The sequence below is a fragment of the Mycolicibacterium duvalii genome (assembly GCF_010726645.1).
In the GTDB taxonomy this organism is placed as follows: domain Bacteria; phylum Actinomycetota; class Actinomycetes; order Mycobacteriales; family Mycobacteriaceae; genus Mycobacterium; species Mycobacterium duvalii.
Window position 1 is genome coordinate 5,315,856 of record NZ_AP022563.1, and the last position, 14,950, is coordinate 5,330,805.

Sequence of the window (14,950 nt, forward strand, 5' to 3'; positions counted from 1 at the left end):
TGGAATCATGTGTCACGATATGACACGCGCTTCCGCTTCGAAGACCGCCGACGACCGCAACGGGTTCCGGCAGCGGCTGCTCGACGCGCTGGAAGCCTCAATCGCCGAGGACGGTTACGCCAAGACGACCGTCGCCGGCATCGTGCGCCGGGCCCGCACGTCGCGGCGCACCTTCTACGAGCACTTCGACAGCCGGGAAGCCTGCTTCGTCGAGTTGCTCTCCGGCGCCAACGCCGACCAGATCCGTCAGATCTCCGAGGCCGTCGACGCCAGTGCACCCTGGCAGAAGCAGGTCCGGCAGGCCGTCGAGGCTTGGATCGCCACCGGCGAGGCCCGCTCGGCGTTGATGCTCAGCTGGATTCGCGACGTGCCGGCGCTCGGCGCGGCGGCCCGCGGGCTGCAGCGCGACGCGATGGAGGCGTTCATCGCGATGGTCGGGTCGATCACCGCGACCGACGAGTTCCGGTCGGCCGGCGTGAGTCCGATCTCCCGCCCGCGGGTCATCATGCTGCTCGGCGGTCTGCGTGAGCTGACGGCCATCACCGTCGAGGAGGGCGGCCGCCTCGGTGACGTCACCGAGGAGGCCGTCGAGGCCTCCATCGCGATGCTCAGCCAGCACGGGCCCGCTTGATGGCCCGACCCGCGCACACCGCGCGCAGCGAGCGAACCCGAGAGGCGTTGCGACAGGCCGCCGTGGTGCGGTTCCTGGCCCAGGGGGTGGAGGAGACGTCGGCCGAGCAGATCGCCGCCGACGCCGGAGTTTCGCTGCGGACCTTCTACCGCCACTTCGCGTCCAAGCACGACCTGTTGTTCGCCGACTACGACGCCGGGCTGCAGTGGTTTCGGGCCGCGCTGGCCGACCGGGCCCCGGGCGAGTCGATCATCGAATCGGTGCAGTCGGCGATCATGGCCTCGCCGTACGAGGACTGGGCCGTCACCAAGATCGCGGCGCTGCGGGCTCACGAGCTCGACCCCGGCCGGATCGTGCGCCACATCCGCCAGGTGGAGGCCGACTTCGCCGACGCGATCGACGAGCATCTGGCCGGCGCCGATCCGCCGCCGTCCGGCACCGCCGAACGCATGCGGCTGACCGTGACGGCCCGGTGCATCGCCGCGGCGGTGTTCGGGGCGATGGAGGTGTGGATGCTCGGTGAGGACCGCTCGCTGGGCGAGCTGGATCGGTTGTGCCGCGACGCGCTGCACTTGTTGCGCCGCGGTGTCGAAGAGCCCGCCTGACACCTCCCGACCCATAGTTTTGTCAATATTGACAAAACTATGGGTCGACTGACAGCCTCGCTCCATGACGGAGTTCGACGCGATCGTCATCGGTGCCGGACACAACGGCTTGACGGCCGCGGCGCTGTTGCAGCGGGCCGGGCTGGCCACGTTATGTCTGGACGCCAAGCGGTACGCCGGCGGCATGGCCTCGACGGTGGAGTTGTTTGACGGCTTCCGGTTCGAGATCGCCGGCTCGGTGCAGGTGCCGACGGCCGCTGCGGTCAGTGACGCGCTCGCACTCGGCGAGCTTCCCACCCTGGACCTCGACGTGATGTCGGTGCAGCTGCGCGGGATCGGCGACGACCCCGTGGTGTACTACACCGACCCGGTCAAGCTGCTCACCCATCTCAACGACGTGCACGGCGCCGACGCGGTTGCCGGGATGGCGGCGCTGATGGAGTGGTGCCAGGCGCCCACGCGAGCGCTCGGCCGGTTCGACGCGGCCCGCCCACCCCGCACCCTCGATGAGATGTACGCCTGTGCGGCAACAACTTCCGAGCGGCAGGCAATCACCGACATATTGTTCGGCTCGGTCAGCGACGTGCTCGACCGCTACCTTCCCGACCGCGAGAAGCACGGCGCACTGCGCGGCATGCTGGCCTTCCTGGCCGTCAACACCACGTTTCGGGGGCCGCAGACGCCCGGCAGTGCTGCTGCGCTGGCCTTCGGTCTGGCCGTGCCGGACGAGAACGCCACCCTGATCAAGAAGTTCCGCGGCGGTATGGGGGCGGTCACCGAACACCTGCTGCGCCTGTTCACCGAATCCGGTGGGGAGCTGCGACTGCGCAGCACCGTCGAGCAGATCACCGTCGACCACGGTCGCGTCACCGGGGTCCGCCTGGACACCGGTGACACGGTGAGCGCACCGGTGGTCATCTCGGCCGTCGCTCCGGATCTCACCGTCAACCGGCTCGTCGAACCCACCGCCGTCCCACCCGAGGTCCGACAACGGTTTTCACGCATCGACCATCGCGGCAGCTATCTGCAGATGCACTTCGCGCTGGACGGGCCGCCGACCTTCGCCGAGCCCTACCAGATCCTCAACGACCCCGGATACCAGTCCGCGATCGGTCTTTTCAGCACGCCTGAGGAACTGCAGCAGCAATGGGAGGACGCGCAGCACGGCATCGTGCCGGCCGACCCCGCGATCGCGCTGCAGATCCCGTCGGCCAACGACCCGGGTCTCGCGCCGCCCGGCAAGCATGCCGCGTCGGCGTTCGCGCTGTGGTTCCCGCTGACCGAGGAGCGAGCCGGCTACGGCGAGATGAAGACCGAGATGGGCCGCCGGGTGATCGACAAGATCACCCGGCTGGCGCCGGACTTCGACAGCCTGATCCTGCGGCACACCACCTTCACACCCAGACACATGGCCACGATGTTCGGGGCGCTTGAAGGCGACTACTGTCACGGGCTTATCCACCCGGAGCAGATGGGGCCCAACCGGCCTGGACCCAAAGGCTATCTGGATCAACCGATTCCGATCGAGGGCCTGCTGCTGGCCAGCGCGGGGTGCCACGGCGGGCCCGGGATCACCTTCATCCCGGGATACAACGCGGCAGCGCAGATCCTCACCGGGTAGCGGCGGGGTGGTCTAAGGTTCCGCCATGGCAACCCGAGACTCCCGCGAGGTCGTGATCGAAGCGACGCCCGAGCAGATCCTCGACGTCATCGCCGACGTCGAGAACACCCCGTCGTGGTCCCCGCAGTATCAGCAGGCCGACGTACTGGAACGCTACGACAACGGCCAGCCCAAGAAGGTCAAGATGAAGGTCAAGGCGGCCGGCCTGACCGATGAGCAGGTACTGGAATACACCTGGGGAACCGACAAGGTGACCTGGACGCTGGTGTCGGCGGGCCAGCTCAAGGCGCAGGACGCCGGTTACACGTTGACGCCAGACGGAGACAAGACCCGCGTGCGCTTCGACATGGAAATCGACCTGGCCGTACCGCTGCCCGGATTCGTGCTGAAGCGGGCGCTCAAGGGCGGCATGGAGACGGCCACCGACGGCCTGCGCAAACAGGTGCACAAAGTCGTCAAAGGCTGACAGCCGAGATTAGCTGAGCAAACTTCTGCGCGAGGCCGGTAACGCGACTACGATTTGCCGGTATGGCGGTCCGCGCGAGCAGTGAGACGGTGATCGAAGCGCCGCCCGCGGCGATCATGGCGGCGCTCGCCGACGTGGAGGGTGTCGCCTCCCGGTCGGCGTTGCACAAGGACGCCGAAGTCCTCGACCGGCACCCCGACGGCAGGCCCCACCACGTCAAGACGACCGTCAAGATCATGGGGGTCACCGACAAGGAGATCCTCGAGTACCACTGGGGCGACACCTGGATGGTCTGGGACGCCGACAGCACCCTGCAGCAACGGGGCCAGCACGGTGAGTACAACCTGACGCCGGTTGGAGTGGACCGTACGCGGGTCCGGTTCGACCTGATCCTCGACCTCGCCGCGCCGGTCCCCGCTTTTCTGGTCAAGCGCGCCCGCCGGATGGTCCTCGACGTGGCACTCGAGGACCTCCGCCAACGTGTGTTGAGCGGCACCGCGCACTAACGCAACGCCTGCAGCCGCCGGATGCCCTCGTCGAGGGTTTCCTCCCGTTTGCAGAACCCGAACCGCACCAGATGTTTCCACTGCGCGGCGTGCGGCGCGTCCGGGTCGCAGAACGCGGTCATCGGAATGGCTGCCACCCCGACTCGTGCCGGGAGTTCTGCACAGAACTGGGCGCTGTCGTCGAACCCCAGCGGCCGCGGGTCGGCGCACAGAAAATAAGTGCCCGCGCTGTCGTGCACGTCGAACCCGATGTCGCGCAGGGCCGCTCCGAGGGTGTCGCGGCGCGCCTGCAGCGAGTCGCGCAACGCCGTCACCCACGCGTCCTCGGTCTCCAGTGCCAGCGCCACCGCCGGCTGGAACGCCGACCCGCCGACATAGGTCAGATACTGTTTGGCGGCCCGGACGCCGGCGATGAGATCCGCCGGCCCGCAAGCCCATCCGATCTTCCAGCCGGTGACGTTGAACATCTTGGCCGCACTGGAGATGGTAACTGTGCGCTCGGCCATGCCCGGATAGTTCGCCAGGGGCAGGTGCGGCCGCCCGTCGAACACCAGGTGCTCGTAGACCTCATCGGTGATCACGAGAAGGTCGGCGGCCACCGCCAGCTCCGCGATGGCGCGCAGTTCGTCGTCACCGGCCACCAGACCGGTCGGGTTGTGCGGCGAATTCACGATCAGCGCTTTGGTGTTCGGTGTCACCGCGCGCCGCAACGCGTCGACGTCGATCGCGAAGCCCCGCCCCGCCGGCACCAGCGGGACCGCGCGGCGGAGGCAACCGGCCATCGCCAGGACCGGGGAGTAGGAGTCGTAGAACGGTTCGATGAGCAGAACCTCCGAGCCGGGCTCGACGAGACCCAGCACCGACGCGGCGATGGCCTCCGTGGCCCCAACGGTCACCAGGATCTCGCGGTCCGGATCGTAGGCGGTGCCGTAGCGACGTAGCCGCTGCGCGGCGATCGCCCGGCGCAGCGGCGGGATGCCCAGCCCCGGCGGGTACTGGTTGACCCCATCGGCGATCGCGGTGCGTGCGGCCTCGAGCATGGCGGCCGGGCCGTCCTCGTCGGGGAAGCCCTGCCCCAAGTTGACTGCGCCGATCTCGGCGGCCAGCGCCGACATCTCCGCGAAGATGGTCACCGCGTAGGGCCGCAACCGTTGAACCGTCACGACGTCGAAGCCTAGCGCCGGGAATGAACCGCGGCCCGCGTGTGCTGACTGCGGCATGACGTTCACGCTGCGCGAAGACTCGGCCCTGTTGAAACCCACCACGGTCGGGGCGCTGTCACTGGCCAACCGGATGTTCATGGCGCCGTTGACCAGATCGCGTGCCGACGCCGACGGCACGCCCTCGTCTCTGGCTCCGCAGTACTACGCGCAGCGCGCCTCGGCCGGCCTCATCATCTCCGAGGCCACGGCCGTCTGCGAACAAGCCAACGGCGCCTACATGAACACGCCCGGTCTCTACACGGACCGGCAGCAGGACAAGTGGGCCGAGGTCGCCGCGGCGGTGCACCGGGCCGGCGGACGGATGTTCGTGCAGTTGTGGCACGTCGGCCGGATGGCCCACCCGGACATCAGCGGGTTCGAAGCGGTCGGTCCGTCCCCGATTGCCGCGGACCTGCAAACCCACACTCCGACAGGAAAGAAGCCGCTACCGGTGCCGCGCGCTCTGACCGTCGGCGAAATCGAGGAGATCGTCGGCCAGTTTCGGTCCGCCGCGCGGCGGGCGGTCGATGCCGGCATGGACGGCGTTGAAATCCACTCGGCCAACGGGTATCTGCTGCATGAATTCCTGTCCGACGTCGTGAACCAACGCACCGACGGCTACGGCGGCTCGCCGCGGAACAGGGCCCGGTTCGTCGCGGAGGTCATCGAAGCGGTGGTCGACGAGGTCGGGCCCGACCGGGTCAGCCTGCGCATCTCGCCCGGAAACACCGCGGGCGACATGACAGAGATCGACCAGATCAGCGCCTACGAGGCGCTGCTGTGCCGCATCGCGCCGTTGGGTATCGCATATCTGCATGTGGTGAGCATGCCGTCGGCGCCGGCCTTCGCCGCGGTGCGCACCCAGTGGGACGGCACACTGGTACTCAACACGCCGCGCAGCGCCGAGACCGACTTCGCGGAGTTGGAGCAACTCGCGGAGTGGGGAGTGGTCGGAGCCGTCGCGATAGGTCGGGCGTTCCTCGCCAACCCCGATCTGGTGCGACGCCTCACAATCGGCGCGGAGCTCAACATTCCCGATGTCGTCACGTTCTACGCGCCCGGGCCGAACGGCTACACCGACTATCCGATGCTGGACGATTTGGTGACCACGCAGTCGGCGTAGGTGTGTGACCGCCCGTCGGTGGGAACAGGCTCTGCATGGCTAACTACCGCGTGCTCAATCCCAAGGGTGAAGTCGTCGAGACCAAGGACATCGAAAGCGCCGATGACGCGCACGCATGGTTCGTCGACCAGAAGGCGAACTACGACGAGCTGGGCTGGCGCATGGAGGTCGAACACGACGGCGAATGGTCGTTCTTCGACAGCAGTGAGGGTTCGCCGGACTAGGGAGCTCCGCGCACCACCACACCTCTCCAGGAGGCCCAACCAACGGGTTGGGCGAGGCTGCTAGCATCGCGACCAGAGGAGCAGCCTCGCCGCGGGCGAGAACCGCGGAACCCCTGAACAGGACCTGGAGAACACATGTCCGAAGAAGCCTTCATCTATGAGGCCATCCGTACGCCGCGCGGCAAGCAGCGTGGCGGCGCCCTGAACGAAGTCAAGCCCGTCAACCTCGTCGTCGGCCTGATCGACGAGATGCGCACCCGCTTCCCTGACCTGGACGAGAACCTGATCAGCGACCTGATCCTCGGTGTGGTCTCGCCTGTCGGTGACCAGGGCGGCGACATCGCCCGTACCGCCGGACTGGTCGCCAACCTCCCGGAGACCACCGGCGGCGTCCAGCTCAACCGGTTCTGTGCGTCCGGCCTGGAAGCCGTCAACATGGCCGCCCAGAAGGTGCGCTCCGGCTGGGACGATCTGGTGCTCGCCGGCGGTGTCGAGTCGATGAGCCGGGTGCCGATGGGCTCCGACGGCGGCGCCTGGGCCGCCGACCCGGAGACCAACTACCGCATCGGTTTCGTGCCGCAGGGCATCGGCGCCGACCTGATCGCCACCATCGAGGGCTTCTCCCGCGAGGACGTCGACGCGTACGCGGCGCGCTCGCAGGAGCGTGCCGCCGCGGCCTGGTCGGGCGGATACTTCGCCAAGTCCGTCGTGCCGGTGCGCGACCAGAACGGTCTGGTCATCCTCGATCAGGACGAGCACGTCCGCCCCGGTACCACCGTAGAAAGCCTGGGCAAACTCAAGCCCGCATTCGAAGGCGTCGGCGCGATGGGCGGCTTCGACGACGTGGCGCTGCAGAAGTACCACTTCGTCGAGAAGATCAACCACGTCCACACCGGCGGTAACAGCTCGGGCATCGTCGACGGCGCCGCGCTGGTGCTGATCGGATCTGAAAGTGCAGGACAGTCGCAGGGTCTGACCCCGCGGGCGCGCATCGTGGCCACCGCCACCAGCGGCGCCGACCCGGTCATCATGCTCACCGGGCCGACCCCGGCGACCAAGAAGGTCCTCGACCGCGCCGGGCTGACCGTCGACGACATCGACCTGTTCGAGCTCAACGAGGCGTTCGCCTCGGTGGTGCTGAAGTTCCAGAAGGATCTGGGCATCCCCGACGAGAAGCTCAACGTCAACGGCGGCGCCATCGCGATGGGCCACCCGCTGGGCGCCACCGGCGCCATGATCACCGGAACCATGGTCGACGAGCTCGAGCGCCGCGGCGCGCGCCGTGCGCTGATCACGCTGTGCGTCGGCGGCGGCATGGGTGTCGCGACCATCATCGAGCGGGTCTAAGGGTAAGGGACGAGAAGGACATGGCAGAGAACACCATTCAGTGGGACAAAGATGCCGACGGCATCGTCACCCTGACGCTGGACGACCCGACCGGCTCGGCCAACGTGATGAACGAGCATTACAAGGAATCCATGCACAACGCGGTCGAACGCCTTGTGCAGGAGAAGGATTCGATCACCGGTGTGGTGATCGCCAGCGCGAAGAAGACCTTCTTCGCCGGCGGTGACCTCAAGGGCATGATGAACGTCGGACCCGACAATGCCGCCGAGTCGTTCGCCGAGGTCGAGTTCATCAAAGCCGACCTGCGCAAGCTGGAAACCCTCGGCAAGCCCGTCGTCGCGGCCATCAACGGCGCCGCGCTCGGCGGTGGCCTGGAGATCGCGCTGGCCTGTCACCACCGCATCGCCGCCGACATCAAGGGCGTGGTGATCGGCCTGCCCGAGGTGACTCTGGGTCTGCTGCCCGGCGGCGGCGGCGTGGCCCGCACCGTGCGGATGTTCGGCATCCAGAAGGCCTTCATGGAAGTGCTGAGTCAGGGCACCCGGTTCAAGCCGGGCAAGGCCATGGAAGTTGGGCTTGTGGATCAGCTCGTCCAGTCCGTGGATGAGCTGATCCCTGCTGCGAAGGCCTGGATCAAAGCCAACCCCGAGGCGCACACCCAGCCCTGGGATGCGAAGGGCTACAAGATGCCCGGCGGCACCCCGACCAGCCCGGGCCTGGCCTCGATCCTGCCGTCGTTCCCGGCGCTGCTGAAGAAGCAACTCAAGGGTGCGCCGATGCCGGCTCCGCGGGCCATCCTCGACGCCGCGGTCGAGGGCGCGCAGGTCGACTTCGACACCGCGTGCCGCATCGAGAGCCGCTACTTCACCACGCTGGTCACCGGGCAGACCGCCAAGAACATGATCCAGGCGTTCTTCCTCGATCTGCAGGCCATCAACGGGGGCGCGTCGCGGCCAGACGGAATCGCCAAGCAGGAGATCAAGAAGATCGGTGTGCTCGGCGCGGGCATGATGGGCGCGGGCATCGCCTACGTCTCGGCCAAGGCCGGCTACGACGTCGTCCTCAAGGACGTGTCGCAAGAGGCTGCCGAGAAGGGCAAGGGTTATTCCGAGAAGCTCGAGGCCAAGGCGCTCGAACGCGGCAAGACCACACAGGAGCGCTCCGACGCGTTGCTGGCGCGGATCACCCCGACTGCCGATCCGGCCGCTCTGAAGGGCGTCGACTTCGTCATCGAGGCGGTCTTCGAGAACCAGGAACTCAAGCACAAGGTGTTCCAGGAGATCGAGGACATCGTCGAGCCGAACGCGCTGCTGGGCTCCAACACCTCCACGCTGCCGATCACCGGTCTGGCCACCGGCGTGAAGCGGCAGGAGGACTTCATCGGCATCCACTTCTTCTCACCCGTCGACAAGATGCCGCTGGTGGAGATCATCAGGGGCGAGAAGACCTCCGACGAAGCGCTGGCCCGGGTGTTCGACTACACCCTGGCTATCGGTAAGACCCCGATCGTGGTCAACGACAGCCGCGGCTTCTTCACCTCGCGTGTCATCGGCACCTTCGTCAACGAGGCGCTGGCGATGCTCGGTGAGGGCGTGCCCGCGGCCAGCATCGAGCAGGCCGGTGCGCAGGCCGGTTACCCGGCGGCTCCGCTGCAGCTCTCCGACGAGCTCAACCTGGAGCTGATGCAGAAGATCGCCACCGAGACCCGTAAGGCCAGCGAGTCCGCCGGCGGCACCTACGAGCCGCACCCGGCCGAAGCGGTGGTCAACAAGATGATCGAGATCGGGCGTCCCTCTCGCCTGAAGGGTGCGGGCTTCTACGAGTACGCCGACGGCAAGCGCGTCGGGCTGTGGTCCGGTCTGGCCGACACCTTCGGCGGTGGCAACACCGAGATCCCGTTGCAGGACATGATCGACCGCATGCTGTTCGCCGAGGCGCTGGAAACCCAGAAGTGCCTGGACGAGGGTGTGCTGACCTCGACCGCCGACGCAAACATCGGCTCGATCATGGGCATCGGTTTCCCGCCCTACACCGGCGGCTCGGCGCAGTTCATCGTCGGCTACCAAGGTGAGCTGGGGGTTGGCAAGGAGGCCTTCGTGGCCCGCGCCAAGCAGCTGGCCGAGCGCTACGGCGAGCGGTTCAACCCGCCGGCGTCGTTGACCTAGTCGGCGACCTGAACGACGCGAGTCCCCGTGACCCCCGTGGTCACGGGGACTCGCGCGTCTCGTGGGCAGGCTGCGCGCGGGCCCGCGACTGCGGAGGCGGGGTGATTCCGTGGGCGATGCCGTGGCCGGCGTCGATGCCTGCGACGAACTCTTTGAGGAATCGAAACGTGCTGCCGCCGAAGAATTTGACGCGCAGTTGCGTCCACCGGCTCTGTCTTCTGTAGAACATGGTCTCCAGCCTGCCGCGACCGGAAGCGACCCAACAGTGGCCCTGCTGCCACTATTCAATAAGATAGTGACATGCACACGGTCGCGATCCTCGCCTACGACGGCATGTCAGGTTTCGAGTCGGGTATGGCGGCCGAGATCTTCGGGATGACCGAGCTGTCGGAGATGTTCTCGGCCGGTCTGACGCGGCCGTGGTACACCGTCAGGCTGTGCTCCGAGGACGGCGAAATCCGCATGCTCGGCGGCGCCGTAGTCCGCACGTCACACGGACTCGCCGACCTGGCGGCCGCTGACACCGTGGTGATCCCCAGCGTGCGCGACGCGCGGCAGCCGCCGTCGCCGACCCTGGTCGAGGCGATCCGCAGCGCCGACGCGCGCGGGGCCCGATTGGTGTCCATCTGTTCGGGTGCGTTCGCGCTGGCCGCCGCCGGAGTGCTCGACGACCGGGCGGCCACGACGCATTGGATCTACGCCGAGTTGCTGGCGCAGCGATACCCGAAGGTCACCGTCGATCCGGCGCCCCTCTACGTCGACAGTGGGCGGGTGCTGACCAGCGCCGGCTGTGCGGCCGGACTCGACCTGTGTCTGCACATCGTGCGGACCGATCACGGTGTCGGCGTCGCCAACGACGTCGCCAGGCGGCTGGTGATCGCTCCCCACCGGGCCGGCGGCCAGGCCCAGTACATCGAGGCCCCCGTGCCCGAAGCGGCGACAGACGGCCGGATGGCCGCCGGAATGGCCTGGGCGCTGGAGCATTTGGACAGACCCATCACGCTCGACGAATGGGCTGCGCAGTCGATGTTGTCGCGTCGCAGCTTCCTGCGGCAGTTCGCGAAGGCCACCGGCACCACACCCATCAAGTGGCTGACCGAACAGCGGGTCCAGGCGAGCCTGGCCCTGCTGGAAACGTCGTCGCTGTCGATCGAGCAGATCTCCGGGCGTGTGGGTTTCGAGTCGCCGGTGACATACCGGTATCACTTCGTCCGCCAGATGCGCACCACGCCCAGCGACTATCGCGCCTGCTTCACCGGTTAGCAACGCACGGCGGTGGCCATCCGGCACAATGGCCGCGTGCCTGACAGCTTTACCGAGGCGTTTGCGGCGGGCCTGGCCGGCTACGGCGATGGCCCGTGCATCGAGTTCGACGGTCGCTGGTACACCGGTCACGAGGTCAGCGCGTACGGGCAAGCGATCGCGTCCGCACTGGACGCGGCGGACGTGGCGCGGGATGCGCCCATCGGCCTGGTGGTCCGCAACCGACTCCCACACGCCGCGGCGATCGTCGGTTGCCTGGCCGCCGGACGGTCGGTGTCGATGATCTACTCGTTCCAGTCGGCACAGGCCGTCGCAGGCGACATCGAGAAGCTCGCACTGTCGGCGATCGTCGCCGAGGGTCGGGACTGGTCGGATGCGGCCGTCGCGGCAGCCGACCGCGCGGGTAGCGCCGGGGTGGTGATTTCGTCGACCGCACCGATCGTCGGCGCCGTCCCCGGCCTGGAACGCCGTGACACATCCCGGCAGCATGCACAGGCCGAACCTGGTGTGGCGCTTCAGATCCTGACCAGCGGCACCACCGGGCCGCCGAAGCGGCAGGCGATCAAGGCGGCCGTGCTCGAGCGCACGGTCTTCAGCGTGACCAGCGGAGAACGCGCCGCACCGGATGCGCCTCCGGAGTTCGCATACTGGCAGTTCGGCGGTATCGGGGTCTGTCAGCTGATCGCCGGGATCCACAACGGCCGGCGCGTCGTGATGCTCGAACGGTTCACCGTCGAAGGCTTCGTCAACGCGATCAAGACCTACGGCATCAAACGGTCGGGCGTGCAGCCGGCAGTGATCCGGATGCTGCTCGATGCCGACGTCGCCAAAGACGATCTGGCGTCGCTGGAGTTCCTGATCAGCGCCTCAGGTCCGCTGGATCCCGAAACCCGGGACGAGTTCGAGCGCCGCTACGGCATACCGATCCGGTTGGCCTACGGGGCAACCGAATTCGCGGGTTCGCTGTGTGCGTGGACACCGGAGATGGTGGAGGAGTTCGGCGAGTCGAAACGCCACAGCGTAGGCCGGGCGCTGCCGGACACCGAACTGCGCATCGTCGACCCCGACAGCGGCGCCGAGGCGGCACCCGGAGCGCAGGGATTGTTGGAGGCGAAGGTGGCCCCGATCGGACCGGACTGGATCCGGACCACCGACATCGCCAGCGTCGACGAGGACGGCTTCGTCTTCCTGCACGGCCGCGCCGACGGAGCCATCAACCGGGGCGGCTTCAAGGTGCTGCCCGAAACCGTGCGGCGCGTGCTCGTCGCACACCCCGACATCCGCGACGCCTGTGTGGTCGGCGTGCCCGACGCTCGGCTGGGGCAGGTGCCGTTCGCCGCGGTGGAGGTGGCCCCGGGCACGACACCACCCCCCGACGACGAGCTGCGCGATCTGGTGCGCCAGCACCTGCCCGTCTACAACGTGCCCGTCGCCTTCGTGGCCGTGGCGGAGCTCCCGCGCAACCCCGCGCTGAAGGTGAGTCTGCCGGCGGTCGCTGCGCTCTATCGCGGATGAGGACTCACACCGCACCGAGGTCGGCCGAGAGCCAATGCTCGGGACGGACGAACACCGCCACGCTCTCGCCGTGCTCACGGCGGGCGAATTCCAGGTAGCCGTCGACCTTGTCGGGTGCGAGGTAGCGGCGGGTCACCTCCACCAGTTGCTCGTCGGTCCCGGGTTCGATGCGCAGGACCGGACCGTCCACTGCGACATAGCGCACCGTCGGTTCGATGCGGTCGACCATCATCGACAGGTGGCCGGCTCGTTCGATCAGTCGGTGTTTGCGGGATCCGGCGCCGGTGATGAACCACAGGTCACCGCCCGGGCGGTACTGGTACCAGATGGGCAACGTCAGGGGGCCACGTCGCTCGCCGGACGCCACAGACAGCGCCGCAACATGCGGTTCGGCCAGGAATTGCTCGCGTTCATTGGGGGAAAGGGCCATGACACAACGCTAGTGAGACGCTCCGACACCGGCACGACTTCACGCCGGCTGCGTGCGATCGGTGTCGATCATGCGGTGCGGCCCCTAGAGTCGGGTCATGCGCTTCGGCTTGTTCATTCCCCAGGGCTGGCGGCTGGATCTCGTCGGCATCGACCCATCTGAGCAGTGGCGCGTCATGCGCGACCTCGCTGCTTACGCCGACGGCGGCGGGATCTGGGATTCGCTGTGGGTCTACGACCACTTCCACACCGTCCCGATGCCCACTCAGGAGGCAACTCACGAAGCGTGGTCGCTGATGGCGGCGTTCGCCGCGACGACCTCGCGGATCAAGCTCGGGCAGATGTGTACCGCAATGAGCTACCGCAACCCGGCCTACCTGGCCAAGGTCGCGGCCACCACGGACGTGATCTCCGGCGGGCGGGTGCAGATGGGGATCGGCGGTGGCTGGTACGAACACGAGTGGCGCGCCTACGGGTACGGGTTTCCCTCAGCGGGTGTCCGGCTGGCACGCCTCGACGAGGGCGTGCAGATCATGGCCGATGCGTGGCGCGAAGGGGTGGTGAGTTTCGACGGTGAGCACTACCAGGTCGACGGTGCCATCGTGGCGCCGAAACCTTTGCAGCAGGGCGGGATTCCGTTGTGGATCGCCGGCGGAGGCGAGAAGAAAACGCTGCGGATCGCCGCGAAGTACGCCCAGTACACCAACTACACCGCAGACCCCGACGGCTTCGCCCACAAGTCGCAGGTGCTCGCCGACCACTGCCATGACGTCGGTACCGACTACAGCGCCATCGTGCGCAGCGTGAACATCAACGCGATCGTCGGCGCCTCCGAAGCCGACGTGAAGGACCGCCTGCACCGCGTGCGGTCGCGGATCAGCGGACTGACCGGGGACGCGGCCGCCGATGCGATGCTGAACTCGATGAGCACACCGCAGGCCGGAAGCGGCACGCCGGAGCAGCTGGTGGAATGCCTGCAGAAGCTGAGCGACCTGGGCTGCCGGTACGTGATCTGCTACTTCCCCGAAGCGGCGTACGACCGTTCGGGCATCGAGTTGTTCGAGCGCGAGGTCATTCCCGCGCTGTCGTGACGCACCCTGCCAATAGCCGGTAGTCGGCAAATACTGCTATCGACGTCAATTCTCGGCTTTCACGCCCATGGCTAACACGTGGTGCGCCAACGTCGCGGCAGCTTGGCGAAGCGCAGCCGAACCCCCACACCTCCCGAGCGCCCGCACATCTGTGCACGTGCAATATCAGCGCTAACTCCAGCGCCATAAGCTGCCAGGCGGCGCCGAATGCTGCTGCGGGCGACTCTGGTGCCCGGCCATTACCAGTCCCAGGAAGCGTGCAACTCAGCCAACACCGCTTTGTCGCGAAAGTTAATTTGCTATGTAGTGGTAGATCGCAGAGTAACAAGTGTTCTTGAGCCTACTTCGGCGGATATAGCCGTTGCCATAACCTTCCGCATGAAAGTTTTTGCGGGATTTCGCTAATGCAGTCGCGGAAGTGGCTACTCTGGTTTGTGCTGGCCGCGCACGGCGCCGGTCGTGCGTATCCAGCAAACCAGTATGAGCGGTCGGGACGCTGGAGAAACGACGTGCGGGCCGGGGAGGGCGCAACGCCGTCGGTGTGATTCAGCGAATCGTCGAAAAGTCGCGATCGCGCAGCTGAACAACTGGATACCGCGGGGGGTGCCGTCACAGCAAACGGAGGACGAGTATGTGTGCGAGCCCGGCCCGTCATCGCGCCCCGCGTCGGGAGTCCGGTACCCAACGAGAGTTCTGGACCGCCAGTGAGTTGTTGACGTCCGCCGGCGGGCAGGCCAGGCACGCGCGAACGCTCCCGGCGCG

At 67.3% G+C, this 14,950-nt stretch carries 15 protein-coding genes; 12 read left to right on the top strand and 3 right to left on the bottom strand.

Annotation, left to right across the window (positions count from 1 at the left end; translation table 11 throughout):
• Positions 1-19 precede the first annotated feature (19 nt).
• The 5 genes from G6N31_RS25285 (at position 20) to G6N31_RS25305 (ending at position 3,829) form a co-directional block, all read left to right on the top strand.
• A complete protein-coding gene (locus tag G6N31_RS25285; protein ID WP_098001775.1) occupies positions 20-631 on the top strand; it encodes a TetR/AcrR family transcriptional regulator in 612 nt (203 codons plus the stop codon).
• A complete protein-coding gene (locus G6N31_RS25290) occupies positions 631-1,236 on the top strand; it encodes a TetR/AcrR family transcriptional regulator (RefSeq protein ID WP_098001774.1) in 606 nt (201 codons plus the stop codon). Before G6N31_RS25285 ends, G6N31_RS25290 begins: the two co-directional genes overlap by 1 nt.
• A gap of 64 nt (positions 1,237-1,300) precedes the next feature.
• Positions 1,301-2,857, top strand: a complete 1,557-nt coding sequence (locus G6N31_RS25295) for a phytoene desaturase family protein (protein ID WP_098001773.1) — start codon at positions 1,301-1,303, stop codon at positions 2,855-2,857.
• Between the two features lie 25 nt (positions 2,858-2,882).
• Positions 2,883-3,323 (top strand): SRPBCC family protein, encoded by a 441-nt coding sequence (locus G6N31_RS25300; protein ID WP_098001772.1) that lies wholly within the window; start codon positions 2,883-2,885, stop codon positions 3,321-3,323.
• A 62-nt stretch (positions 3,324-3,385) separates the two neighbouring features.
• Entirely contained in the window at positions 3,386-3,829 is a 444-nt protein-coding gene (locus tag G6N31_RS25305; protein WP_098001771.1) for an SRPBCC family protein, read from the top strand.
• Here the strand turns inward: G6N31_RS25305 and G6N31_RS25310 are convergent.
• Entirely contained in the window at positions 3,826-4,992 is a 1,167-nt protein-coding gene (locus G6N31_RS25310; RefSeq protein ID WP_098001770.1) for a pyridoxal phosphate-dependent aminotransferase, read from the bottom strand. The genes G6N31_RS25305 and G6N31_RS25310 overlap by 4 nt on opposite strands.
• Positions 4,993-5,047: 55 nt before the next feature.
• On the opposite strand from G6N31_RS25310, the gene G6N31_RS25315 reads away from it, so the two are divergent.
• The 4 genes from G6N31_RS25315 (at position 5,048) to G6N31_RS25330 (ending at position 9,890) form a co-directional block, all read left to right on the top strand.
• A complete protein-coding gene (locus tag G6N31_RS25315; RefSeq protein WP_098001768.1) occupies positions 5,048-6,154 on the top strand; it encodes an alkene reductase in 1,107 nt (368 codons plus the stop codon).
• A 35-nt stretch (positions 6,155-6,189) separates the two neighbouring features.
• On the top strand, positions 6,190-6,378 hold the full coding sequence (locus tag G6N31_RS25320) for a hypothetical protein (protein WP_098001766.1): 189 nt from the start codon (positions 6,190-6,192) through the stop codon (positions 6,376-6,378).
• A 135-nt stretch (positions 6,379-6,513) separates the two neighbouring features.
• Entirely contained in the window at positions 6,514-7,725 is a 1,212-nt protein-coding gene (locus tag G6N31_RS25325; RefSeq protein WP_098001764.1) for an acetyl-CoA C-acetyltransferase, read from the top strand.
• A gap of 20 nt (positions 7,726-7,745) precedes the next feature.
• Positions 7,746-9,890, top strand: coding sequence for a 3-hydroxyacyl-CoA dehydrogenase NAD-binding domain-containing protein (locus G6N31_RS25330; protein ID WP_098001762.1), 2,145 nt, complete (start codon positions 7,746-7,748; stop codon positions 9,888-9,890).
• 40 nt (positions 9,891-9,930) lie between these two features.
• Here the strand turns inward: G6N31_RS25330 and G6N31_RS25335 are convergent, their stop codons facing one another.
• On the bottom strand, positions 9,931-10,119 hold the full coding sequence (locus G6N31_RS25335; RefSeq protein ID WP_098001760.1) for a hypothetical protein: 189 nt from the start codon (positions 10,117-10,119) through the stop codon (positions 9,931-9,933).
• A gap of 71 nt (positions 10,120-10,190) precedes the next feature.
• On the opposite strand from G6N31_RS25335, the gene G6N31_RS25340 reads away from it, so the two are divergent.
• The gene (locus G6N31_RS25340) at positions 10,191-11,153 is read left to right on the top strand and encodes a helix-turn-helix domain-containing protein (RefSeq protein WP_098001758.1); all 963 of its coding nucleotides are present in this window, start codon (positions 10,191-10,193) and stop codon (positions 11,151-11,153) included.
• A 36-nt stretch (positions 11,154-11,189) separates the two neighbouring features.
• Positions 11,190-12,668, top strand: coding sequence for a class I adenylate-forming enzyme family protein (locus G6N31_RS25345; protein ID WP_098001839.1), 1,479 nt, complete (start codon positions 11,190-11,192; stop codon positions 12,666-12,668).
• 4 nt (positions 12,669-12,672) lie between these two features.
• Here the strand turns inward: G6N31_RS25345 and G6N31_RS25350 are convergent, their stop codons facing one another.
• A complete protein-coding gene (locus G6N31_RS25350) occupies positions 12,673-13,098 on the bottom strand; it encodes a pyridoxamine 5'-phosphate oxidase family protein (RefSeq protein ID WP_098001756.1) in 426 nt (141 codons plus the stop codon).
• A gap of 97 nt (positions 13,099-13,195) precedes the next feature.
• Here G6N31_RS25350 and G6N31_RS25355 point away from each other — a divergent pair, with 97 nt between their 5' ends.
• Complete coding sequence (locus tag G6N31_RS25355) at positions 13,196-14,188, top strand: LLM class F420-dependent oxidoreductase (protein ID WP_098001754.1); 993 nt, start codon at positions 13,196-13,198, stop codon at positions 14,186-14,188.
• The last annotated feature ends 762 nt before the right edge of the window (positions 14,189-14,950 follow it).

Bases quoted from the DNA above. Each gene is read 5' to 3' on its own strand.
- G6N31_RS25285 (WP_098001775.1), top strand. From the start codon at position 20: ATGACACGCGCTTCCGCTTCGAAGACCGCCGACGACCGCAACGGGTTC.
- G6N31_RS25290 (WP_098001774.1), top strand. From the start codon at position 631: ATGGCCCGACCCGCGCACACCGCGCGCAGCGAGCGAACCCGAGAGGCG.
- G6N31_RS25295 (WP_098001773.1), top strand. From the start codon at position 1,301: ATGACGGAGTTCGACGCGATCGTCATCGGTGCCGGACACAACGGCTTG.
- G6N31_RS25300 (WP_098001772.1), top strand. From the start codon at position 2,883: ATGGCAACCCGAGACTCCCGCGAGGTCGTGATCGAAGCGACGCCCGAG.
- G6N31_RS25305 (WP_098001771.1), top strand. From the start codon at position 3,386: ATGGCGGTCCGCGCGAGCAGTGAGACGGTGATCGAAGCGCCGCCCGCG.
- G6N31_RS25315 (WP_098001768.1), top strand. From the start codon at position 5,048: ATGACGTTCACGCTGCGCGAAGACTCGGCCCTGTTGAAACCCACCACG.
- G6N31_RS25320 (WP_098001766.1), top strand. From the start codon at position 6,190: ATGGCTAACTACCGCGTGCTCAATCCCAAGGGTGAAGTCGTCGAGACC.
- G6N31_RS25325 (WP_098001764.1), top strand. From the start codon at position 6,514: ATGTCCGAAGAAGCCTTCATCTATGAGGCCATCCGTACGCCGCGCGGC.
- G6N31_RS25330 (WP_098001762.1), top strand. From the start codon at position 7,746: ATGGCAGAGAACACCATTCAGTGGGACAAAGATGCCGACGGCATCGTC.
- G6N31_RS25335 (WP_098001760.1), bottom strand. From the start codon at position 10,119: ATGTTCTACAGAAGACAGAGCCGGTGGACGCAACTGCGCGTCAAATTC.
- G6N31_RS25340 (WP_098001758.1), top strand. From the start codon at position 10,191: ATGCACACGGTCGCGATCCTCGCCTACGACGGCATGTCAGGTTTCGAG.
- G6N31_RS25350 (WP_098001756.1), bottom strand. From the start codon at position 13,098: ATGGCCCTTTCCCCCAATGAACGCGAGCAATTCCTGGCCGAACCGCAT.
- G6N31_RS25355 (WP_098001754.1), top strand. From the start codon at position 13,196: ATGCGCTTCGGCTTGTTCATTCCCCAGGGCTGGCGGCTGGATCTCGTC.